24 protein-coding genes and 1 riboswitch are annotated in these 23,705 nt (G+C 34.9%); of the genes, 15 read left to right on the top strand and 9 right to left on the bottom strand.

Annotated elements, in window-relative coordinates; genetic code table 11:
* Positions 1-16: 16 nt before the first annotated feature.
* The 4 genes from asnB to BUR17_RS10700 all read left to right on the top strand — a co-directional run bounded on the left by asnB (position 17) and on the right by BUR17_RS10700 (position 4,395).
* Positions 17-1,918, top strand: coding sequence for an asparagine synthase (glutamine-hydrolyzing) (gene asnB / locus BUR17_RS10715; protein ID WP_074230385.1), 1,902 nt, complete (start codon positions 17-19; stop codon positions 1,916-1,918).
* A gap of 34 nt (positions 1,919-1,952) precedes the next feature.
* Positions 1,953-2,459, top strand: coding sequence for a hypothetical protein (locus BUR17_RS10710; RefSeq protein WP_074230384.1), 507 nt, complete (start codon positions 1,953-1,955; stop codon positions 2,457-2,459).
* Between the two features lie 93 nt (positions 2,460-2,552).
* Positions 2,553-3,821, top strand: coding sequence for a serine--tRNA ligase (gene serS / locus BUR17_RS10705; protein ID WP_074230383.1), 1,269 nt, complete (start codon positions 2,553-2,555; stop codon positions 3,819-3,821).
* Positions 3,822-4,032: 211 nt separating this feature from the next.
* Complete coding sequence (locus BUR17_RS10700; RefSeq protein WP_074230382.1) at positions 4,033-4,395, top strand: hypothetical protein; 363 nt, start codon at positions 4,033-4,035, stop codon at positions 4,393-4,395.
* 35 nt (positions 4,396-4,430) lie between these two features.
* Here BUR17_RS10700 and BUR17_RS10695 read toward each other — a convergent pair whose 3' ends face one another.
* The 9 genes from BUR17_RS10695 to BUR17_RS10655 all read right to left on the bottom strand — a co-directional run bounded on the left by BUR17_RS10695 (position 4,431) and on the right by BUR17_RS10655 (position 14,301).
* Complete coding sequence (locus tag BUR17_RS10695) at positions 4,431-5,447, bottom strand: alpha/beta hydrolase fold domain-containing protein (protein ID WP_074230381.1); 1,017 nt, start codon at positions 5,445-5,447, stop codon at positions 4,431-4,433.
* 12 nt (positions 5,448-5,459) lie between these two features.
* Positions 5,460-6,221 carry a sulfite exporter TauE/SafE family protein gene (locus BUR17_RS10690; protein ID WP_074230380.1) on the bottom strand — a complete coding sequence of 254 codons (762 nt, stop codon included), beginning with the start codon at positions 6,219-6,221 and terminating at the stop codon, positions 5,460-5,462.
* Positions 6,212-6,664, bottom strand: a complete 453-nt coding sequence (locus BUR17_RS10685; protein WP_074230379.1) for a FixH family protein — start codon at positions 6,662-6,664, stop codon at positions 6,212-6,214. The genes BUR17_RS10690 and BUR17_RS10685 overlap by 10 nt, the downstream gene beginning before the upstream one ends.
* Positions 6,665-6,675: 11 nt before the next feature.
* The gene (gene ccoG / locus BUR17_RS10680; RefSeq protein ID WP_074230378.1) at positions 6,676-8,130 is read right to left on the bottom strand and encodes a cytochrome c oxidase accessory protein CcoG; all 1,455 of its coding nucleotides are present in this window, start codon (positions 8,128-8,130) and stop codon (positions 6,676-6,678) included.
* Positions 8,131-8,225: 95 nt separating this feature from the next.
* Positions 8,226-9,104 carry a cbb3-type cytochrome c oxidase N-terminal domain-containing protein gene (locus BUR17_RS10675; protein WP_074230377.1) on the bottom strand — a complete coding sequence of 293 codons (879 nt, stop codon included), beginning with the start codon at positions 9,102-9,104 and terminating at the stop codon, positions 8,226-8,228.
* A gap of 10 nt (positions 9,105-9,114) precedes the next feature.
* Entirely contained in the window at positions 9,115-9,312 is a 198-nt protein-coding gene (locus BUR17_RS10670; protein WP_066675109.1) for a cbb3-type cytochrome oxidase subunit 3, read from the bottom strand.
* Positions 9,313-9,330: 18 nt separating this feature from the next.
* Positions 9,331-11,589, bottom strand: a complete 2,259-nt coding sequence (gene ccoN, locus BUR17_RS10665; RefSeq protein ID WP_074230376.1) for a cytochrome-c oxidase, cbb3-type subunit I — start codon at positions 11,587-11,589, stop codon at positions 9,331-9,333.
* Positions 11,590-11,594: 5 nt separating this feature from the next.
* Positions 11,595-11,816 (bottom strand): cbb3-type cytochrome oxidase assembly protein CcoS, encoded by a 222-nt coding sequence (gene ccoS, locus BUR17_RS10660; RefSeq protein WP_074230375.1) that lies wholly within the window; start codon positions 11,814-11,816, stop codon positions 11,595-11,597.
* 109 nt (positions 11,817-11,925) lie between these two features.
* On the bottom strand, positions 11,926-14,301 hold the full coding sequence (locus BUR17_RS10655) for a heavy metal translocating P-type ATPase (RefSeq protein ID WP_185116694.1): 2,376 nt from the start codon (positions 14,299-14,301) through the stop codon (positions 11,926-11,928).
* 90 nt (positions 14,302-14,391) lie between these two features.
* On the opposite strand from BUR17_RS10655, the gene BUR17_RS10650 reads away from it, so the two are divergent.
* The 11 genes from BUR17_RS10650 to BUR17_RS10600 all read left to right on the top strand — a co-directional run bounded on the left by BUR17_RS10650 (position 14,392) and on the right by BUR17_RS10600 (position 23,703).
* Entirely contained in the window at positions 14,392-15,105 is a 714-nt protein-coding gene (locus tag BUR17_RS10650) for a Crp/Fnr family transcriptional regulator (RefSeq protein ID WP_074230373.1), read from the top strand.
* Positions 15,106-15,164: 59 nt separating this feature from the next.
* Positions 15,165-15,980 (top strand): 3-methyl-2-oxobutanoate hydroxymethyltransferase, encoded by an 816-nt coding sequence (panB, locus tag BUR17_RS10645; protein ID WP_074230372.1) that lies wholly within the window; start codon positions 15,165-15,167, stop codon positions 15,978-15,980.
* Positions 15,980-16,303, top strand: a complete 324-nt coding sequence (locus BUR17_RS10640) for a hypothetical protein (RefSeq protein WP_074230371.1) — start codon at positions 15,980-15,982, stop codon at positions 16,301-16,303. The genes panB and BUR17_RS10640 overlap by 1 nt, the downstream gene beginning before the upstream one ends.
* A 6-nt stretch (positions 16,304-16,309) precedes the next feature.
* Complete coding sequence (locus BUR17_RS10635; RefSeq protein ID WP_074230370.1) at positions 16,310-16,987, top strand: RluA family pseudouridine synthase; 678 nt, start codon at positions 16,310-16,312, stop codon at positions 16,985-16,987.
* 426 nt (positions 16,988-17,413) lie between these two features.
* Positions 17,414-17,514: riboswitch (TPP riboswitch) on the top strand.
* Between the two features lie 57 nt (positions 17,515-17,571).
* Positions 17,572-17,778 (top strand): sulfur carrier protein ThiS, encoded by a 207-nt coding sequence (gene thiS, locus BUR17_RS10630; RefSeq protein WP_074230369.1) that lies wholly within the window; start codon positions 17,572-17,574, stop codon positions 17,776-17,778.
* Positions 17,779-17,789: 11 nt separating this feature from the next.
* Positions 17,790-19,601 carry a phosphomethylpyrimidine synthase ThiC gene (gene thiC, locus BUR17_RS10625; protein ID WP_074230368.1) on the top strand — a complete coding sequence of 604 codons (1,812 nt, stop codon included), beginning with the start codon at positions 17,790-17,792 and terminating at the stop codon, positions 19,599-19,601.
* Positions 19,598-20,182, top strand: coding sequence for a thiamine phosphate synthase (locus BUR17_RS10620; protein WP_074230367.1), 585 nt, complete (start codon positions 19,598-19,600; stop codon positions 20,180-20,182). The genes thiC and BUR17_RS10620 overlap by 4 nt, the downstream gene beginning before the upstream one ends.
* Before the next feature lie 19 nt (positions 20,183-20,201).
* The gene (thiE, locus tag BUR17_RS10615; protein ID WP_143747569.1) at positions 20,202-20,816 is read left to right on the top strand and encodes a thiamine phosphate synthase; all 615 of its coding nucleotides are present in this window, start codon (positions 20,202-20,204) and stop codon (positions 20,814-20,816) included.
* On the top strand, positions 20,813-21,589 hold the full coding sequence (locus tag BUR17_RS10610; RefSeq protein WP_074230365.1) for a thiazole synthase: 777 nt from the start codon (positions 20,813-20,815) through the stop codon (positions 21,587-21,589). Before thiE ends, BUR17_RS10610 begins: the two co-directional genes overlap by 4 nt.
* A 103-nt stretch (positions 21,590-21,692) precedes the next feature.
* The gene (gene thiH, locus BUR17_RS10605) at positions 21,693-22,811 is read left to right on the top strand and encodes a 2-iminoacetate synthase ThiH (protein WP_074230364.1); all 1,119 of its coding nucleotides are present in this window, start codon (positions 21,693-21,695) and stop codon (positions 22,809-22,811) included.
* 181 nt (positions 22,812-22,992) lie between these two features.
* Complete coding sequence (locus BUR17_RS10600; RefSeq protein ID WP_074231163.1) at positions 22,993-23,703, top strand: HesA/MoeB/ThiF family protein; 711 nt, start codon at positions 22,993-22,995, stop codon at positions 23,701-23,703.
* Positions 23,704-23,705: the final 2 nt, after the last annotated feature.

Genomic DNA, 23,705 nt, shown 5'->3' with positions numbered 1-23,705 from the left:
AAACCATCAACAATTTATGTGCGGCATATGCGGTTATTATTCATTTATGAACGAAATTTCTTCTGAAAATATTTTAGAAATGAATAACGCCATTCGTCACCGCGGTCCAGATGATGAAGGTTTCTGGATTTCTGATGGGGTGAAAGGAGAATCTTTTTCCGGAAATGATTCTACGAAAAAAATTAAAGAAACTTTTCCTGTTTTAAATAAAACAAATTCGAAAATTGCGTTAGGTTTTCGCCGACTTTCAATTGTAGATTTGTCTGAAAAAGGGCATCAACCGATGCTTTCTGATGATGAGAAAATTACGATTACCTTCAATGGAGAGATTTATAATTTTAAAAAAATACGTAAAGAACTTGAAGATTTAGGTTATCATTTTAAAAGCAATTCAGATACAGAAGTTATTTTAAAATCTTACGAAGAGTGGGGAACGGAAATGTTTGCCAAATTTGATGGAATGTTTGCGATTGCTTTGATCGATTTGGAAAAACAAAAGTTGATCCTTGGAAGAGACAGGATTGGTTTAAAACCTTTGTTTTATTTTAAAAATGAAAATGCTTTAGTTTGGGCTTCCGAAATAAAATCTATTCTAAAAAATGAATTTATCAAGCCAGAAATCAATTGGACCGGAGTGTATACTAATTTCCTTTTTCAAACGACCTTAGCTCCGGAGACGTGTTTTCAAAATATATTTTCGTTAGAACCGGCATCTTTTTTAGTTTTAGATTTAAATGATTTTACCTCTTCAAAACAATTTTATTGGAATTTCCCGACTGAAAAATCAGCAAATATAACCGAAGAAGAAGCGGTTGCAAAAGTTGATCAATTATTGTCTGAAAGCGTCAAAGAACAGCTTTTTGCTGATGTTCCTGTAACGAGTATGATGAGCGGCGGAATAGATTCTACACTGATTACCGCGAAAGCTAAACCATTCAAAAATGACATCAATGCATTTACCATTTCTTATCAGTTTTCGGAAAGCGAAGTGAAAAATGCGTCTTTGATGGCTGAAAAGATTGATATTCAGCATAATGTAAAAAAAGTCTCCGATGATGAGATTTTAAATCAATTAAAAGAAAATATTCAGCATTTTGAAGAGCCTTACAGCAGTCTTGAAGTTCTTATGAACGCCGCAGAATTTGCAAAGAATAAAGGATTTAAAGTAGTTTTAAGCGGAAATGGAGCCGATGAACTTTTTGCGGGATATTCTCATTCTTTAAAGCTTAATAAATGGTTTTCGATGAAAAAATTTAATGCAATCCGTCATTTTATTTTTACCAATGATGATTTTTCAAGAAAAGTAAAAAATTATTTTTCTCAGGATGACATGCTTGATTTTTTCAGACAAAGTCAGGTCGGTATGAAGCCTTTTGAAGCTAAAAATGTTTTTTCTAATGCTGTTTTTAATACAGTTAAAACGAATTTAGAAGATAAAAAATTATCAGAAACTAAAGATTATCAAGGGCTTTTTGAATATGATATGAAATATTCTCTGTCTTCACACCATGTTTTCAGAGATGATTTGAGTGCGATGAAATATGGTGTTGAATTCCGTTATCCTTATTTGAGCAATGATTTGATTGATTATGTTTCTTCTTTGCCTGAGAAATTACGGTATAATGGAATTCAAAATAAACCGCTTTTAAGAAAAGTTGCCGAAAAATATCTTCCTTCGGAAATTTTGAAAATGCCAAAGCGCGGTTTTTCTTTTCCACTTGCTCATTTTATTAAAACCGAACCAAAAGTAAGAGAATTTATTCTTGAAAATCTGAATAGCTTAAAAAAGAGAAATTTTTTCAAACCAGAAGTTATTAATGAATGGTGGAACAACCAAAAAAACGAATACGACTGTGTGAAAATCTGGCAATTGGTGACTTTTGAACTTTGGTATCAGAAATATTTTGAAAATCAATAAACTTATTTTTCATTAATATTTTATCTTTGTAGGAATGAAGAAAATATTTCTTGTTTTAACGCTTATCAGTCTCACGCTTCTCAGTTGCGGAAGTGATGAAGATTCTCTGCAGAAAATTGATCAGCTTTTTAATCTTTACATCAAAGATTCATCCGGGAATGACCTTTTGAAACCTACAGAAATTGGTTCTTACACAGGAGTTACTTTTACTGATCAATTGGCGGAAAAAGATAATGTGAATGTAAGCTATAACCGAAAAATGCTTGCTGATTCTACATATTATCTCGAGTATCTTGCAGGAGCTACAAGACAGTTTGTAGAAGACACTTCTGACGGAGGTAAAATTTACAAATCGGAAATTCGGGTTTCTTTGATTAAAAAGATATCAGAAACGCAGAATGCTCCTGTAGTTCAGGATAAGCTCGAAATATTTTACCGATCCTCCCCAAATGTTTTCGAAGTTTCGAGAGTGCTTTATAATAATCAATTGATATTTACAAAAGTTCCCGATCAGCCAAATGTGGCTACAATCATAAAATAATCTTAAATTTGCAGAATCCTGTTGGATGATGGAAGCTGGATGATGGAAGTCCTGCAACACCCAACAACAAACATCTAACACCCAACAACAAACATGTTACAGGTTAATTTTTTGCGCGACAATAAAGAACGCGTTTTAGAAGGTCTTCAAAAAAGACAATTCAAGAATCTTGAGTTGGTAGACGAGGCTATCGTTACCGATGAAGAAAGAAAAAGAATTCAGTTTGAATTAGATTCGCAACTTTCCGAGATCAATAAGATTTCCAAAGAAATTGGTATTTTAATGAAAGAAGGAAAAAGAGAAGAAGCTGAAGCATCCAAATCTAAAACAGCACAGTTCAAAGAGTCGAGTAAAGAATTACAGACACAACTAGAAAACGTTGAGAAATCTTTACTTACAATTTTGTACCAGATTCCAAACGTACCTTACGAATTGGTAAAAGCAGGTGTTTCTGCAGATGATAACGAAATTATTTATCAGTCTCATGATGTGGAAGGTTTAGGTGAAGGAGCAATTCCTCACTGGGAACTGGCAAAAAAATACAACCTGATTGATTTTGAATTGGGTGTGAAAATTGCCGGAGCTGGTTTCCCTGTGTACTTCGGGAAAGGAGCGAGATTGCAGAGAGCTTTGGTTCAATATTTCTTAGATAAAAATACGGATGCTGGTTATCTTGAAGTAAATCCGCCACACGTTGTGAATGAAGCTTCAGGTTACGGAACAGGGCAGTTGCCGGATAAAGAAGGACAAATGTATTATATCAATGCAGATGATCTATATTTAATTCCTACAGCGGAAGTTCCGGTGACGAATTTATACCGTGATGTTTTGTTGGATGAAAAAGATCTTCCAATTAAAAATACGGCATTCTCTCAATGCTACAGAAGAGAAGCGGGAAGCTACGGCGCTCATGTAAGAGGTTTGAACCGTCTTCACCAGTTTGAAAAAGTAGAAATTGTAAGAATCGAAAAGCCTGAGAATTCTTATGCTGTTTTGGAAGAAATGGTAGAACACATCAAAGGAATTTTAGAAGATCTTGAATTGCCTTACAGAGTGTTGAGACTTTGTGGTGGTGACACAGGTTTTGCTTCTGCAATGACTTACGATTTTGAAGTTTGGAGTGCTGCTCAGGAAAAATGGCTTGAAGTAAGTTCGGTTTCTAATTTTGAAACTTTCCAGGCAAATCGATTGAAATGCCGTTACAAAGCAGACGGAAAATCTCAATTGGTGCATACGTTGAATGGTTCTGCAATGGCGTTGCCAAGAATTATGGCAGCATTGCTTGAAAATAATCAGACTGAAGAAGGAATTAAGCTTCCTAAAAAGATCGCTGAATATGCGAGATTTGAATTGATTAATTAAAATTTATATTTTATTTTATATAATGAAACCACCGAAATTCGGTGGTTTTTGTCATTTTTTGGAATAAAGGGATTCTTCATCAAAATTTAAAGATTTACACCTTTAAGTTTAGTAAATTAGACATATAATATTTTGAATTGAGCGGTGGTTTATATGCTAATTCAATCCGTATTTATTGTACATTTAAAAGATATATCAAAGCTCCAGTGTCATGAAAAAACAATTAATTCTATTCTTATTAATTTTTATTTCATTTAAAAATTTTGGACAAAACAATAGTTGTAACGAAAATTTAAGATTTAAAGAAGCATTTTTTTGTCACATTAAAATTGTGGAAAGTAATATTGCTATTTCTCAAGATGAAACATTCAGAAAATCAGTTATTTTCATTTATAATTATGCACCAGTATCGGTGGAGCATATTATGAATTATTCCAGAACTTATCCCATTGGTGTATTTAAAAAAGATAAAATAGAGTGGTTGAAATGGTATGAAGAGAATAAGTGTGAAAATATTCAAATTAAAACTACATATATAATACCAGAAGTTTATCAACTATCAAATAATAAATGATCAAAATTAAGATATAAGTAATAATTTTTACCTTTTTATTTCAACGTCCATTCCACAAAATCATTCATCACTTCTTCCCAATGTGGTTTTTGATGATTGACTTTTCCATTTTCTACTTCAAAGAAATTATGTTCAAGATTTAAATATCTTTTGAATGTCAGATTATTATTGTTTTCTCTGATGAAATAAATTGGAACTAGGTCATTCAAATCACTTGCAATATCATGAGTTCCATACGCTAAATAAATTGGTTTTTTGAATTGCAACCAATCATCCAATAATGGGACTGAGAAGGATTTCCACGCAAGAAGTTCCGGTCTTTGTGCTAACTTTTTGGGATTGTGTGCATCTCTGAACATTTGATATTCTTCTTCAATCCCTTTATCGGCTTCTTCCCATGAAATTTGTTTTTGCTCAGCTTCTTTTCGGTATTCTCTGATATTCTGATCAATTCTGCCAAACGGATTTGCTGAAAATAAACCTAACTTGGATACATTTTTATTCGTAGCTGCCACTTTGGTAGCAACTTTTGAACCTTGAGAAGAACCTGCAACAATTAATTTTGAACGGTCTACCCATTTTTGTTTATTTAAAAATTTAAGAACTTTCTGCGCACGGTTTACATAGTTTTCTAAATAATCTGCTTTTTGAAAGTCTAAAGTAGGTTGATTTTCATTTTTAGAATTTCCGTAATACCAATAAGATTCGTTAATATCTTTTTCATCAGCTATTAAAGGTGTTTTAGGCATTGAAATGATTACTAAATTGTAATTTTTCACAATATTTTCTACATCAAAATTGGTAATTCCACCACCAATAATCCAAAGTCCTTCTTCTTTTGAATTGACATAAATCGGGTAGGGAAGTGAACCTTGACACCATAGGAAGACTGGTTTTTTATGATTTAATTGAGTGTCATAAACAATAAATTCTATAGGATCTTCCTTATCTAAAAGTTTGAAAGCTGTTGATTGATTATTAATTATTTTTCCCTGTTGAGAGATAAAAAATTGAGACAGAATGATAAACAGAAAACTAATTTTAAGCTTCATAAATAGGATTGATTAATGACAGGTTGCCGGATTATGCTTATGATTCGGTTCTGTGTTGTGACAATTCACATCATGTTCAGGAGAAACCTTCATTGCTTCCGATGGTGGAGAAATGTAGGGGATCCCAAGTTCAAGACCTCTTAGTATAAACAATCCACCAAGGATGATCATTACAGCTGGAACGAATTTTAGCACTTTAATTCTAAATGCCTGATTCATCAGATTTCCTACCAAAACAACGGTAAACATAAATGGAAGTGTTCCCAATCCAAATAATGCCATAAAAGAAGCGCCCTGCCAAATTCCGCCACTTGCAAGACTTGCTGTAAGAGCCATATAGACCATTCCACAAGGTAAAAATCCGTTCAGAATACCTGTGGTGAATCTTGAGCGATAATCTGCTCTCTGAAGCAGTTTCCCGAGGTTTGATTTAACTTTAAAAAGGAATTTAGAAATAAAAGGAATTTTTGAAGCAAAATCTTTTCCGCCAAATGAAAATAATGCCATGATAATCAACAAAATTCCTACTCCAATCGTAAGATATTGCTGAAAACCTGCCATCTCAAATCCCTGACCTACAATTCCTAAAATTGCGCCTAAAAAAGCGTAAGTTGCAATTCTTCCAAATTGATAGGTAAGATTTTGAAGATAGTAATTAGTAGCTTGCTTTTTGGTCAGACCCATTGATAACGCAATGGGACCACACATTCCGATACAGTGAAAACCGGATGCGAAGCCTAAACCAATTGCAGATATAATCAATGCTATTTCCATATCACGTCATAATCGAGTCTGTAGTCGATTTTATCTTTTATCCAATGGAGTCTTAAGGTATAATTTCCGTTTTTTAAAACTGATGAAGGAATAACAAAAGAGTTGCTCACATCTAGTTTTACCGTTTTTTTAACGTCTAAATTCTGATCATCAGATCTGTTTAAAACAAAACTTACCACAGTATTTGAATTGTTGATATCTTTCGGGAAGGTTAATTTAATTCCTTCAGGGGATTGAGAATAAGCTGGCTTTTCTGCAAGCTCATCTGCACGCTTTTTAGCATCAATTACAGACTGGTAAAGAAGTTCTTCTTCGTAATATTTGTCGGTCACCATTTCAGAGTTTTTCTGTCCGTTTGGAAAAAGAAAAACCATTGATAAAATAAATATAATGAAAGAGGCTAAAGCTAAAAAAATGCCGTGTCCCCAAGTGAAATTTTTCATAATTTAAAATTTTAAAACTGTAATTTAAAAGGTCCTTCGAAGTACGTCTGATAAGAATCGATCAACTTTCCTTTCATATCATAAACGCCGATGGTGATGTTTTGTTTAGACAAATTCATTTCTGCTTCCGGGAAACTGATGTTGATGGTACCTTTAGAAATCTTGTCACGTTCTACAGTAATTTTGCTTGATGCGCTGTAACCCACTTCTGCATGCGCAGGTTCTATTACTTTAATGGTAACAATCTTTTTGTCGTTTGTTTTATTTAAGAAAGTATAGTTATACGTATTGATGATTTTTCCTTCTCTTACAAAGAATGTACTTCCTGCCGGTTTAATGAATTTTGCTTCCATCTCGCCACGGCTTGAAAGTAAGTATCCTAAGAATCCAACCAATAAAACCAAAACGACAGCGAAACCTTTCATTCTTCCGGTAAATTTATACGGAGCTCCGGTTTCTATTTCTTTTTCGGATGCATAACGTACCAAACCTTTCGGTAAGCCTACTTTTTCCATTACTTCGTCACAAGCATCGATACAGGCAGTACAGTTTACACATTCTAGCTGTTGCCCGTCTCTGATGTCAATTCCGGTAGGACAAACTACAACACACTGATAACAGTCTATACAATCGCCTTTTCCTGCGGCTTTTCGGTCTTCACCTTTTCTCCATTTAGAACGGTTTTCACCTCTTTTAAAATCGTAAAATACGTTGATGGTTTCTTTATCAATTAAAACGCCCTGTAATCTTCCGTACGGACAAACCAATGTACAAACTTGCTCTCTAAACCATGCGAATACAAAGTAAAAAGCTGCCGTAAATAAAATCATTACGATAAAGTTGGTAGGATTGGCAAATGGCCCTTCAGAAACAATGTTAAATACTTCCTCATATCCCACAATGTACATAAACATAAAATGGGTAATGATTAAAGAAATAACAACGTAAACCGACCACTTTAAACTTCTTTTCCAGATCTTTTCTGTATTCCACTCCTGTCTGTCAAGCTTCATTTGCTTATTTCGGTCTCCTTCGATCAGATATTCTATTTTACGAAAGACAGATTCCATAAAAATTGTCTGAGGGCAAATCCACCCGCAGAAAATTCTTCCGAATGCAATCGTAAAAATAATAATGAAAATAAGAGATGCAATAGCGCCTAATGTAAGGATGAAAAAATCTTGCGGATAAAAAGGCTGTCCTGCAATAAAGAATTCTCTATCGATAACGTTAAACAAAAAGAAAGGGTTTCCATTGATTTTTATAAATGGAACGGCAAAATACACAACCAGTAAAATATAGCTTACCAGATTTCTGTAGTTGGTGTATTTACCTTTTGGTTTTTTAGGAAAAACCCACTTTCTTTTACCGGATTGTTCCATTGTGCCTATAGAATCTCTATAGGTTTCAGGGTCTAAGACCTGTCCTTGTCCACCGCGAGCGATGTCTTCATCTATTTTTGACATTTTTTACTAGGTTTTAAAAAACGAAAAAACATAATTCGTTACTATTTTTATCTAATAACAAATTATGTTTTTCATATACTTTCTATTTTTTTTAATTACTGTTTTTCCCAATGAGCTTCATCACCATATGGTGGTGCGCCGCCTTCTGCAGGTGTAATTGGTTTTTTAAGCTGGTTGATAGAGTAAACGTAAGCGGCAACATTCTGAATGTCTGTACCGGTTAAAACTCCATTTTTTCCCCAAGCCTGCATTGCAGTTCCTGTAACTCCATTTTCAACTACGTGGAATACGTTTTTGAATAATGTTTTCTCAGGTTGGTTGTGCCAGAAATTATCTGTCAAGTTAGGACCGATACCTCCTTTACCACCGTCTGAGTGACAAGATACACAGTTGGTTTTGAAAACTTCTTCACCTGCTGCAATATTGTCTTCAGAGAAAACTGCTGATTCTATTGTTACTGGTGGTTGATCTGCAAGATATATTGCAATTGCAGCTTCTTGTTCCTTATACTCTTTATCATATTCGCTGATAGGATGAGCAAAATCGGTAAAAGCATAAGCACAGATATAAACGATACAGAATACAGTTCCGAAATAGAATAAACCTAACCACCATTTTGGTAATTGATTGTCTAATTCCATAATTCCGTCGAAACCGTGGTCGATCAAAATATCTTTTTCGTGAGTATCTGATTGCTTTTTGAAAGCTGCATCATACTGTCTTCTCAAGAAAGGAATTTTCTTTTCAGCTAAGTAAGCAGACTTTTCTTCAGCCGTTAATTTTTTAAATTTATTGTTCTCAATCAAATCTCCGATAGCGCTGTGAATGTATGCTAAAATAGCACTGATCACAACAGTTCCCCAGAAATATGGTGAAGCTAAAAACGAGTAGCTCTGAACAAATAAATAATAAAATATTACTAATAATACTGTTATTATTAAAATGTTTACAACAACCGGTGTTCTTTGTCTCATAATAAATAGTTTAATTTTTTAAATTAAAATCATCTTCGTCATCCCCAAGCGGAGCGTGCTCTTCTTCTTTGTAATATTTTTTAGGCCTGCTAAAAACATAGATTATCAAAGCAACGAAAAACAACATAAAGAAAATCAGAGCCAATGTTTGATACAAACCTGCATTTTCAGTATTGGATAATATATCTTTAAAGTTTTGAGGAATCATCGTAAGCTTTTAATTTTATTAGTTACTAGCTGTTTTTATTTCTGTCGTTTTAATATCAGTACCCAATCTCTGAAGATAAGCGATAAGAGCGATAATCTCTTTTTTCTCTAATTCTCCTTTAGGTTTGTTCTCGTACACTTTTTTAACGTCAGCCGCTTCTACGAAGATATCTTTTACAATTTTCGCTGCCTGATTGTCTGCCCATTTATCTGCAGTATCAATCTGAGCTTTTGTATAAGGTACATCGTAGGTATTTTTCATGAACTTGATTTTGTCTACCATTTGAGAACGGTCAAGATTATTTGAAATCAACCATGGGTAACGTGGCATAATAGAACCTGCAGACGTTTGTCTTGGGTTATACATATGCTTGTAGTGCCAAGAACTTGGGTTTTTACCACCTTCTCTATGTAAATCTGGTCCAGTTCTTTTAGATCCCCAAAGGAAAGGTCTGTCGTAAACAAATTCTCCAGCTTTAGAGTACTGTCCGTTTTTACCGTTAAATCTTACAATCTCGTCTCTGAATGGTCTTACCATTTGTGAGTGACAAGCGTTACAACCTTCACGAATATATAAATCTCTACCTTCTAATTCTAATGGTGAATAAGGTTTCACCGCAGAAATTGTAGGTACACTTTTCTTTAATGATAAAGTAGGAATAATTTCTACCATACTTCCTATAGAGATAGTAAGTAATGCTAAAACTGTCATCAAGATTGGCATTCTTTCTAACCAAAGGTGAAGACCTTCTCCTTCTTTACGTCTGTTGCTGATGTTAGCCAAAGCAGGTGCTTCTGCAGGAACTTCTTTTTGGAAAGATCCTTTTTTGATTGTCATGTAAACGTTCACTACCATTAAAAGACCTCCTGAAAGATAGAATAAACCACCTAAGAATCTCATTTTAAAGTAAGGAATAATTGCAGTAACAGTATCTAACCAGTTTTTCCACAATAAAGTTCCGTCCGGGTTGAATTGTTTCCACATCAAACCTTGAGTAAATCCTGCGATATACATTGGTACTGCGTAGAAAATAATCCCTAAAGTACCCAACCAGAAATGCCAGTTAGCTAATTTTACAGACCACATTTTGGTTCTCCACATGATCGGTACCAAATAATAGATAACACCGAATGCCATGAAACCATTCCATCCTAATGCTCCTAAATGTACGTGACCGATAACCCAGTCTGTAAAGTGACCAATTTTATTGATGTTTTTTGTTGCCAAAAGAGGTCCTTCAAATGTTGCCATACCATAACAAGTAACTGCAACTACGAAGAATTTCAAGATAGGATTTTCTCTTACTTTATCCCAAGCTCCTCTTAATGTAAGAAGACCATTCAGCATTCCTCCCCAAGATGGAGCGATAAGCATAATTGAGAATCCAGTTCCCACTGCTTGTGCCCATGCCGGTAAAGCTGTATACTGAAGGTGATGAGGACCAGCCCAGATATATACGAAAATCAATGACCAAAAGTGAATGATTGATAGTTTGTATGAAAATACAGGTCTGTCAGCCGCTTTAGGTAAGAAATAATACATTAAACCTAAAACCGGAGTCGTCAATACGAATGCTACCGCATTATGACCATACCACCATTGTACGATGGCATCTTTTGCTCCTGCATACGCTGAATAAGATTTCCAGCCAGAGAACGTTAAAGGTACTTCTAAGTTGTTGAATATGTGAAGCATCGCTACAGCAACCCAAGTTCCAAGATAGAACCAAATAGCTACGTAAAGATGTCTTACTCTTCTTTTTGCAATCGTTAAAATCATGTTCGCTCCGAAAATGATCCACGAAACTGCGATTAGTATATCGATTGGCCACTCGTGCTCAGCATATTCTTTTGAAGTGTTGATCCCCATAAAGAATGTGATAAACGTAGCAACAATCATAAATTGCCATGTCCAGAAATGAATCCACGATAAAGTATCGCTGTACATTCTTGTTTTTAATAATCTTTGGGTAGAGTAGTAAACCCCTACATAAACGATATTACATACGAATGCAAAGATTACCGTGTTGGTGTGTAGCATTCTTATTCTACCAAACCCTAACGCACCGTTGGTATTAATTAACCCTTGTATGTTTCCTGATGCAAGACTGTTGATTGTTGTATCGTCAGTTCCAAACAAAAACTCAGGAAGCTCAGGATAGAAAAGCATCAATGCTGCCGTAAGTCCAAACACGAAACCTATAATTCCAAAAACTATGGTCGCGTAAAGGAATGCACGAACAATACTGTTGTCATAACTAAACTTTTGTGTCTCCATATTAACTATTCACTTTTTTCTTCAAATTTATTATTATCTCCTTTTTTCTTATCGTTGTTGTTGCCAGTGTCTTCTTTTTCCTTTATTTCATCGGAGTCAAAAAGTATTCTCACAGCTGGAGATTCGTCATCTTCAAACTGCCCTTTTCTGGCGAAAACTATAAATACGACCAGAAAAACTACAGCCAAAGAAACGCTGCATAAGATCATTAAATATAGAATATCCATCTGACAACAAAATTAACCTATTTTCGGGGTTCAAAATTAGTGAAAAATAATGACAATTATCACGAAATACTAGGTTTGGCTAATTTAAAATCAGTCTAAATAAGGGGTTTTAAGGCTGTTTTTTGAAATATTTTCTCCCAAGAATCCAGGTAGAAATCGTTGTGAAAGAAATGACGGTAATCGAACTTGCAGGCATAATTAAAGCTGCAAATAGCGGACTCATATTTCCGGTTACAGCAAAGGTTAAACCAACAACATTGTATAAAAAACTAATCAGGAAGGTCAGTTTTACAATGGTGATCGAACCTTTACAAACGTTTAAATAATTATCAAGTTGTGATACTTTTTCTCCATTCATAATGACATCCGAAGATGGTGTAAAGCTGTTGCTGTCGTCAGAAATTGCGATTCCTACGTTACTTTGTTTTAAAGCTCCGGCATCATTTAAACCGTCACCAAGCATAATTACTTTTAAGCCTTTATCCTGAAGATCCTTGATGTAATTCAGTTTGTCTTCTGGGTTTTGGTTAAACGCCATCGAGCTGTAATTGGGGATGATTTCTTTAAGCTGATTTTCTTCAGAAGAATTGTCTCCGCTCAGAATGAAAATCTTATAATTGATCAGTTTTGTGAAAAGATTTCTAAGGTTTTCTCGGTATTCATTTTTAAAAATAAATTTTCCGATAAACTCATTGTTTTTGCTGATGTAAACTGCAGTTTCAAGATTTTTAGACTCCTGATTATTGTATTTTGCAGAACCTATTTTATAAATATTTCCTCGTACACTTGCTTCGTAGCCTTTTCCTGAGATTTCTTCAAAATTATCAACAGGGAAATAATCATCTTTTACTTCCAGAAATTCATACAAAGATTTGGAAAGCGGATGATTTGAGTTTTTAACTAAACTTTTAATATTTAATAAATCAAATTCCTGAATTTCAGAACCTTCGTATCTGATGTTTGATTTTTTTCTGTGAGTAATTGTTCCGGTTTTATCGAAAACTAAAGTATCGACTTTTGCAATTTTTTCAATCGTTAAAGTATCTTTTACGTAAAATTTATTTCGGCCTAAAATTCTCATAATGTGACCGAAAGTAAACGGAGAAGACAATGCCAAAGCACAAGGACAGGCAATAATTAAAACGGCAGAGATAACCTGGAACATGGTTTCCAAATCAATGAAGTACCAATAAATTCCGGCAACAAGCGCAATTCCTAAAATAATAAAGGTGAAATATTTACTGATGTCGTTGATTAAAGTATCAAGTCCGGTCTCGTGTTTTTTGAAAGCTTCTTTATTCCAGAGTTGGGTAAGATAACTTTGGTCAACGTTTTTAATAACTTCAAGCTCCAAAGATGAACCGATCTGCTTTCCTCCGGCAAAGATTTTATCCCCCGGATTTTTAGAAATACTTTCACTTTCTCCTGTGATAAAACTATTGTCGATATTTCCGTTTCCGCTAATCAAAATGGCGTCTACAGGAATGATTTCGTGGTTTCTTACTAAAATTCTGTCACCAATTTTAATTTCTGAAAGCAAAATGTTCTCCTGCTTTCCATTAAAATCAACTTTAGTTACTGCAATCGGGTAAAATGATTTATAATCTCTGTCATAAGAAAGCGAACTGTACGTTCTTTTCTGGAAGATTTTTCCTAAAAGCATGAAAAACAGAAGTCCGCACAAAGTATCAAAATATCCCGGACCGTAATCGGTAGCGATTTCATAGATACTTCTTCCGAACAGCACAAAAATTCCCAAAACAATAGGAACGTCGATATTGACGATTTTGTTTTTTAAACCATACCAAGCAGATTTGTAATAATCAGATGCAGAATAAAATACAACCGGAACGGAAAGCAAAAACATTAAGACTCGGAATAAACCTTTGTAATGCTCCATCCAGTAATCTTCGCCGCCGATATATTCCGGGAAGGCCAAAAACATTCCGTTACCGAAAGCAAATCCTGCAATCGCAAGTTTTACCAATAAAGATTTGTCTAAATTGTCTTCGTTTTTTTCGGCTGTTTCAAGATTGATTGCGGGTTTGTACCCAAGATTGGTTAAAAATTTAGCTAATTCGCTTAATTTTAATTCGTTATGATTGAAAGAAACCTGTAACGTCTTTCTTGTGAAGTTTACCTGAGAATAATGAATGTTTTTATGTAAAGTATGAAGGCTTTCTAATAGCCAAATGCAAGAAGAACAGTGGATTACCGGAATTCTGAACGTGACAAGACTTGTATTGCCTTCAGAAAAATCTGTAACTCTGTCAAAAATTTCTTTGGTGTCGAGGTAATCAAATTGAGAAGAATTTTCTTCAGGTCTGATGCCCGCTTTTTTATTTAGCTCGTAAAAATTACTGAGATTATTGGTATTTAAAATTTCATAAACAGATTTGCAGCCGGTACAACAGAAAATTTTTTCGTCAAAAGAAATTCTTTCTTTTTCTATCCCTTGTCCGCAATGAAAACAGTTCTCGCTCACCTTCATAAATTATTGACTTACAAAATTATAACATTTTTTTTTGTTTATAGAGTTTAAATGTTCTATTTTTGTGATAAATGTCATATTACAATGTCGCAGGAACAACAGATTGCTATTGAAGAAAGATTCGCGAGGGTTTTTAATGATAAATCCTTTAAAGAAAGACTTTCCAATACTGATTATGAAAGATATATCAACGCAAAAAAGAAACTCGTTTTTCAAAAACACGATATCGTCTTTGACGATGGCGAAACTCCGAAAGGGGTTTACGTAATAGAAAAAGGGGCTGCTAAATTGTCAAAATCGGGATCTTTTGGTAAAGATCAAATTCTTAGATTTATAAAAGAAGGTGATATTATAGGATATCGTGCATTGTTGTGTGGAGAAAATTTTCAGGCAAAGGCAGAAGCAATGACTGATGTTGAATGCACATTCTTACCTGCAGATATTTTTATGGACTTATTAGAAGTAGATCCACAGTTATCTTTTGTGATGCTTCAGAAAATATCTTACGAATTGGGGGAGTCTTCCAACACGATTACTTTCTTGGCTCAAAAAACAGTAAGAGAAAGATTGGCAGAGATTCTTATTCTTTTAGAACAAAAATTAGGGACAGATCCTGAAGGTTTTATCAAAATTTCTTTAACTAGAGAAGAAATCGCCAACATTATCGGAACAGCTACCGAAAGTGCTATCCGACTGATTTCCGAATTTAAAGGTGACAGTCTCATCGAAGTAGACGGTAGAAACATCAAAATTCTCAACCACGATAAATTAATGAAACTAGGACACGTAGTTTTGTAAAATCCAAATATATAAGTCGGCGAAAGCCGACTTTTTAACTTTAAACAATCATATACATTATGTCTGTTCATTCTGAAATTAAAAGAGTTACTACAGAAACCTTGCGAAAAATGAAATTCGACAAGGAGAAAATAACAATGCTTACCGCTTACGATTTTACAACGGCAAAAATGGTTGACGCCGGTGGTGTTGATACCATTCTTATCGGAGATTCTGCGGCGAATGTAATGGCGGGTTTTGAAACAACACTTCCTATTACATTAGATCAGATGATTTATCACACTCAAAGTGTGGTGAGAGGGGTAGAAAGAGCATTGGTAATTGCAGATCTTCCTTTCGGAACTTACCAAAGTAATCCTGATATCGCACTGGAATCTGCAGTTAGAATGATGAAAGAAGGAGGAGCTCATGCGATTAAAATTGAGGGTGGAAAAGAAATTTCAAAATCAATTAAAAAAATCATCAATGCCGGAATTCCTATTATGGGACATTTGGGATTAACGCCACAGTCTATTTACCAGTTTGGAACTTATAAAGTAAGAGCTAAAGAAGAGGCTGAAGCTGAAAAATTAATCAACGATGCAAAATTGCTTGAAGAATTAGGATGTTTTGGAGTTGTTCTTGAAAAAATTCCTGCGGATCTGGCTAAAAGAGTGACGGAAAGTATCTCAATTCCAACGATCGGAATTGGAGCCGGACCTCATTGTGACGGACAGGTTTTGGTATATCATGATATGGTGGGAATGAACAAAGGTTTCTCTCCAAAATTTTTAAGAAGATATCTAGATCTATATACAGAAATTACAGGAGCAGTTTCCCAATATGTGAAAGACGTGAAAAGTGCTGATTTCCCTAACCAAAATGAGAGCTATTAATGAAAAGTAATTTACAGGCAACACAAGGAATTTTATCAATTTTAGCAATCATTTGTTTAGCTGCAGGTTGGTTTAGAATTTTCCCGGATAATATTAACTATCTTCTTTCAGCAAGATTATTTTATATTTTAATTGGAATCAGTTTTATCGTTCAGGGAAGAATGTTGATGCATACTAAGTTTATGTACCCAATGTACGCTGCGGCAGGTTTGTGCATCATCGGAGCATTTTTACCGATGGATTCAAGTCTTAACATCATAAAAACGATTGGTCTTTTAGGTGGAGTGGTTATTTCTTTTGTGAGCAGATCACAGAATCGTTAAGGTAGTATGGAAGAGCAGATTGTTTTTGAGGATAATCACCTTTTAGTTATCAATAAAAAAGTAGGGCAACTCGTTCAGGGTGATAAAACCGGTGACGAACCTTTACTCGATTCCATTAAAGATTTCATCAAAAAAAGAGATAATAAACCCGGAAATGTTTTTCTGGGTTTGGTACATCGTATCGACCGGCCAACTTCTGGTTTAGTGATTTATGCTAAAACTTCAAAAGCGCTTTCACGATTGACTCAAATGGTTAAAAACCGTGAAATTCAGAAAACGTATTGGGCAGTTGTTGCTAAAGAAATGATTCCTCAAAGCCAAAGATTGGTTCATTATCTTCAGAAAAACGAAAAGAATAATAAAGCAATCGTTTTTACGAAAGTTACCGAGGGTGCAAAAGAAGCAATTCTTACCTACAATGTTATTAAAACTCTGGATAATTATCTTCTTTTAGAAATTGATCTGGAAACCGGAAGACATCATCAAATCAGAGCACAGTTATCAAAAACCGGAGTTCCTATTAAAGGTGATTTAAAATACGGTGCGCCTCGTTCAAATCCGGATGGAGGAATTAATCTTCACGCCAGAAAACTTCAGTTTATACATCCTGTTACAAAGGAGGAGATGACAATCGTTGCTCCCGTTCCGCAGAATGACGCGATCTGGAGAGCGTGTGAAGAATAATATTAAATTAGAAATAAGTTATAAAATGGAAATTAGAGATAATCTGGTTTCCATTTTTATTTTCTTCAAATCTAAAATTCAGTTTTATTTTTCTACTTTTTAGGAGCTTTTTCCCGCTTTCCACTATATCTTTTGGGTTACGGCTCCGCTTCGCTTCGCCGCAACCCAAAAGGATGCCGTTGCAATCGCGGCTAGAGGGGAAGTCATTTATTTAAGTATTTGAAAACCAAACACAAATATTATCATTTTATAAGAATTTCAACTAGAATCTTTCCAGTATAAAATAAAAAAACATCTGCGTAATCTGCAAAATCAGCGAGATATAAAAAACAATATTTTCAAACATTTAAAACTTCCAGCTTCTATCCTCCAACTTCCATCTCCTTCAAAAAATTTTGCCCATTTTAAAAAAATGTCTAACTTCGCTCCCAACTTTAGGGGTGTCTGTTGACAAAACAGGCTGAGACTTTACCCTTTGAACCTGATTTCTAGATCATACTAGCGTAGGAAAAAGTGAGATGACTTTGCTGTACATTCTATTGTACAATGATGGGCATTCCTAAAGTGTATTTAAAAATTTAGGAATGGAGCTCACAATCAATCACACACTAAGAAATTTTGATGTACTTCCCAAAACGCTGGAAGCACTTATCGCTATGGAATTACCTGAAAAGAAAAAAGGAATTGCTGTAGCGCTCAACAATCGTATTATTCCGCAGTCATTTTGGGCGGAAACCATTCTCAACAACCAAGATTCAATTTTAATCATTACTGCTACTCAAGGCGGTTAAAAAATATTTTTATGGCTCATAAAATTACACGTTCGCCGTTTCCGAACTCAAAAAAGATCTATGTTGAAGGGAAAATTCATCCAATCAATGTAGCGATGCGCGAAATACAGCTAAGTCCGACAAAACTCACCAACGGAACTTTAGAACATAATCCACCTGTTACTGTGTATGATACTTCAGGACCTTACACCGATGAAAATTCTGAAATTAATATCGAAAAAGGACTTCCAAGAATTCGTGAACAATGGATCTTAGACAGAAATGATGTAGAAATTCTTGATGGAATTACTTCAGAATACGGAAAAGCCCGTCTTTCAAATTCAAAATTGGATGAATTGCGTTTTTCTTACAATCACAAACCAAAAGTTGCAAAGGAAGGACAACAAGTTACCCAATTATACTACGCAAGACAGGGCATCATCACTCCCGAAATGGAATACATTGCGATCAGAGAAAATCAAAAAATTGAGCAGCTCGATTCTGTTTCAAAAGACATGGCTTTTCAACATCAGGGAAATAATTTTGGTGCAAGAACTCCGAAAAACAAAATTACTCCCGAGTTTGTAAGAGACGAAATTGCAGCAGGAAGAGCAATTATTCCCAATAATATCAATCATCCGGAAAGCGAACCAATGATTATTGGGCGAAATTTTTTGGTTAAAATTAATGCAAACATCGGAAACAGTGCCGTTTCATCGAGTATTGAAGAAGAAGTTGAGAAAGCGGTTTGGGCCTGCAGATGGGGAGCAGATACAATTATGGATCTGTCAACGGGAAAAAATATTCACGAAACCAGAGAATGGATCATCAGAAACAGCCCGGTACCTATTGGTACGGTCCCGATTTATCAGGCGTTGGAAAAAGTAAAAGGTGTTGCAGAAGATCTCACTTGGGAAATTTTTAAAGATACTTTGATCGAACAGGCAGAACAGGGAGTTTCGTACTTCACAATTCACGCTGGAGTTTTGTTGAGATATATTCATTTAACCGCAAAACGTGTCACAGGAATTGTTTCCAGAGGTGGTTCTATCATGGCAAAATGGTGTTTGTTTCATCATAAAGAAAACTTTTTATACACCCACTTCGAGGAGATCTGCGAGATCATGAAAAAATATGACGTTGCTTTTTCTTTAGGCGACGGCCTTCGTCCTGGCTCTATTGCTGATGCGAATGATGAAGCACAATTTGCGGAATTGGAAACTTTAGGCGAACTGACAAAAATTGCCTGGAAACACAATGTTCAGGTAATGATTGAAGGTCCTGGTCACGTTCCGATGCACATGATCAAAGAAAATATGGATAAGCAATTGGAAGTTTGTGATGAAGCACCGTTTTATACATTAGGTCCTTTAACGACGGATATTGCGCCAGGTTACGATCACATTACTTCCGGAATTGGTGCAGCAATGATTGGCTGGTTTGGTTGCGCGATGTTGTGTTATGTGACACCAAAAGAACATTTGGGACTTCCCAATAAAGAAGATGTAAAAGTTGGAGTAATAACTTACAAGTTGGCTGCTCATGCTGCAGATCTGGCGAAAGGTCATCCTGGTTCGCAATACAGAGACAACGCTTTGAGTAAAGCAAGATTTGAATTTCGTTGGGAAGATCAGTTTAATCTTTCATTGGATCCAGATACGGCAAGATCTTATCATGATGAAACGCTTCCTGCAGACGGAGCAAAAATTGCGCATTTCTGCTCAATGTGCGGACCAAAATTCTGTTCAATGAAAATCACACAGGAAATCCGTGAGTCTGCAGAAAAAGGAATGTTCGACAAATCTCAGGAATTCATCGAAAAAGGGAAAGAAATTTATATATGATCATTGTAATTTCTCCCGAAGAACTTGTTCAAAATGAAACTGAGATCATCAATCAACTATTTCAGGAAGGTTTGGATTTGCTTCATGTAAGAAAACCTTTTATTAATTCAGAAAAAATGACTGATTTTATTCAAAAAATTGATTCGGAATTTTACCCTCAATTGGTTTTTCACAGTCATTACGATGTGGCGGAAAACTTTAATATTTCAAGATTTCATTTTAGAGAAATTGACAGACAAAATGGTTTGTATCAATCTTTTACAGATAAAACAATTTCAACGTCTGTTCATGATATTGAAACTTTTAATCAATTGAATAAAGAGTGGGAATATGCATTTATCAGTCCGGTTTTTCCAAGTATTTCTAAAAAAGGATATGAGGAAAATTCAACGATTTTAAATGATATTAAAAAACGAGACAATTCTAATGTTAAACTAATTGCTTTGGGAGGAATTAACGAAAATAATATTCATCACGTTTTTGATAATAATATTGATGGAGTGGCTTTGTTAGGGGCAATATGGGAGAGTGATGAGCCTTTACATGTTTTCAGAAAATGCAGCCAGAATATAGTTTATTAAGATGTATTCAAATTTAAAAATGGAAAAACTACAATATATTTCTCAAGGTTTTACAAAATCCGAACAGGAATTAAATATAAAAAAGGCCTTAGACAACGGCATAAAATGGATTCAGATTCGTTGGAAAAATGCTCCCGAAAATGAGTTTATTAAGCTTTGTGAAAATTCAAAACTGCTGTGTTCAGAATACCAATCAGTTTGTATCATCAATGACCATGTTCAGATTGCAAAAGATATCGATGCAGACGGTGTTCATTTAGGTTTAAAAGATACTTCGATTGATATTGCAAGACAGATTTTAGGAGAAAATAAAATTATCGGTGGAACGGCAAATTCTATTTCTGATGTTTTGCAAAGAATGAATGAATCATGTGATTACATCGGTTTGGGACCACTTCGATTTACTTCAACTAAAGAGCAGTTAAGTCCGATTTTAGGCTTTGAAGGATATAAAAAAATAATCCAGGATTTAAAAGAAAAAGGATTAGAAATTCCAAAAATATTCGCAATTGGCGGAGTGGTTTTGAAAGACATCGACCTCTTACAACAAATAGGAATTTATGGAGTCGCCGTTTCGGGGCAAATCACCAATCAACCATCTACTATCAACGAATTTAAAATAGCAATGCAATGAACAATCAACCATTAATTATAGCAGACAGAACTTTCGGATCGAGATTGTTTTTAGGAACCGGAAAATTCGGAAATCTTTCAGAAATGACGGACTCCATCATCGCTTCCGGAAGTGAATTGGTAACAATGGCTTTAAAAAGAATCGATTCGCAATCTTCAGAAGATGATTTGTTAAATGCTCTAAAACCTACAAAATCTCACCTTTTACCGAATACTTCAGGAGCAAGAACGGTGAAAGAGGCGGTTTTGGCAGCGCAATTGGCAAGAGAAGCTTTGGAAACCAATTGGGTGAAATTGGAAATTCATCCTGATCCAAAATATTTATTACCCGATCCGATTGAAACGTTGTATGCAACAGAAGAATTGGCAAAATTAGGATTTATTGTTATGCCTTATATTCATGCTGATCCGGTTTTGTGCAAACGTCTGGAAGATGTAGGAACAGCCGTTGTAATGCCTTTGGGAGCGCCGATTGGAACGAATAAAGGTTTAAGAACTTTAGATTTTTTAGAAATAATTATTGCTCAAAGTAATGTTCCTGTTGTTGTTGATGCCGGAATTGGAGCGCCTTCTGATGCCGCCAAAGCAATGGAAATGGGAGCTGATGCGGTTTTGGTAAATACTGCAATTGCTGTTGCAAGAAATCCTGTAAATATGGCATTGGCTTTTAAAGAAGGCGTAATTGCGGGAAGAAGAGCTTTTGAATCTGGTTTGGGAGCTATCGGAAACCATGCAGAAGCATCAAGTCCACTGACTTCTTTTTTGTTTGATTAAAGTAATGAATAAAAGAGTCCTGAAAGGACGATTTAATAAAGGATAGGATAAAATCCTATCAATAAATAGTAGACAACGCGTCATTTGGATTAAACCGAATATTATGAAAAGTTTTAAAGATTTTTTTGAAAAATACCAATGGGATGAGGTAAAAGCAAAGCTTGAAAAAGTAACGTTATCTGATGTGGAAAATAGTCTTCAAAAAAAGAATAGAACGATAGAGGATTTTCTGAACTTTCTTTCACCGGTTGCTGCTCAAAAGTTAGAATTAATGGCGAAAATGACGCAGCAACTTACTCAGAAGCGGTTCGGGAAAACCATTCAGTTGTATGCGCCGTTGTACCTGAGTAATGAATGTCAGAATATTTGTACGTACTGCGGTTTCAGTTTAGATAATTCAATTAGAAGGAAAACCCTTTCTGATACTGAATTAATGATCGAAGCTACCGTTTTAAGATCAATGGGTGTCAATCACGTTTTGCTGGTAAGCGGAGAAGCAAATAAAACAGTTGGAATTAATTATTTTCTGAATGCTGTTCGTCAGTTGAAGCCACATTTTGCTAATATTTCGATTGAAGTTCAACCTTTGTCAGAAGAAGAATATCAACAGCTTCATGATGCAGGTGTGAATGCTGTTTTGGTCTATCAGGAAACCTATCATCAGGAAGTTTATAAAGAATATCATCCAAAAGGAAAAAAATCAAACTTTAATTTTCGCCTGGAAACGCCTGACAGAATTGGTAAAGCCGGAATTCATAAAATGGGTTTAGGCGTTTTGCTTGGTTTGGAAGATTGGCGTATTGACAGTTTTTTCAACGCACTTCACATTGATTATCTTCAAAAACAATATTGGAAAAGTAGATATTCGGTTTCATTTCCAAGACTTCGACCAGCGGAAGGAATTATTGAACCCAATTTTATTATGTCTGATAAAGATCTACTCCAATTGATCTGTGCTTACCGAATCTGGAATGAAGATTTGGAAATCTCTATTTCAACAAGAGAGAGCGAAAAATTTAGAAATAATATCATTTCTTTAGGCGCAACAGCAATGAGTGCAGCTTCGAAAACCAATCCGGGTGGTTATGCGGTGGACAAAGAATCTTTGGAACAATTTGAAACCAGTGACGAAAGAAGCATGGAGGAAATTAAAAATATTATTAAAAATGCAGGCTACGACCCAATAATGAAAGATTGGGATTCTGTGTATAGCGGAGTTTAAAGGTTGAAATTTTAAACGATCTAAAAATAAAAACTCTATCAGAAATATAAGAACGTCACTTCGAGTAGATTTTTGCAAAAAATCGTATCGAGAAGTTATGCTTAATGAAAGTTCTCGATACATTTTTATCCATTCCATTACAAAAAAACTCGAACAATCTGATGTAAATAAAATCAAAAAAATGAAAAACGAAGACATTTTCTCAAGATACAGCCGACAGATCTTTATTGAAGAAATCGGTTTGGAAGGTCAGCGAAAAATAATGAACGCTAAAGTTTTGGTAATTGGGGCAGGAGGTTTGGGAAGTCCTGTCATTCAATATTTGGCTGCGGCGGGAGTTGGAGCTTTGGGAGTTGTAGATTTTGATGAGGTTGAATTGCACAATTTAAACCGACAGATTATTCATAATGAACATTTTGTAGGAAAATCAAAAGTGAAAAGTGCAGAAGACTTTGTGAAAAACCTTAATCATCGAGTCAATTTTATCGGAATTGAAAATAAGATTAATGATTCTAATGCTGAAGAAATGATTTCACAATTTGATATTATTGTTGACGGTTCTGATAATTTTAAAACGAGATATTTAGTTAATGATATTTGTGTAAAGCTTAAAAAGCCTTTAGTTTACGGAAGCATTCTCGGTTTTTCCGGACAAGTTGCTATCTTCAATTATAATGGAAGCAAAAATTTAAGAAATATTTTTCCGGAACCCCCTTTTGATGAAAATCTTCCGGATTGTGACAGTCTCGGAGTTTTAGGCGCATTACCAGGAATTGTAGGAAGTATGATGTCGAATTTAGCTTTAAAAATAATAACCGATTTACCATTAAATTTAAATCAAATCACATTAATCGATACTCTAACCTGGAGATTTCAGACAATTGACTTCTAAAC

Source organism: Chryseobacterium scophthalmum, assembly GCF_900143185.1.
Lineage (GTDB): Bacteria > Bacteroidota > Bacteroidia > Flavobacteriales > Weeksellaceae > Chryseobacterium > Chryseobacterium scophthalmum.
Note: the sequence above shows the minus strand (reverse complement) of the source record. Positions and strands in the feature narration are given on the sequence as shown.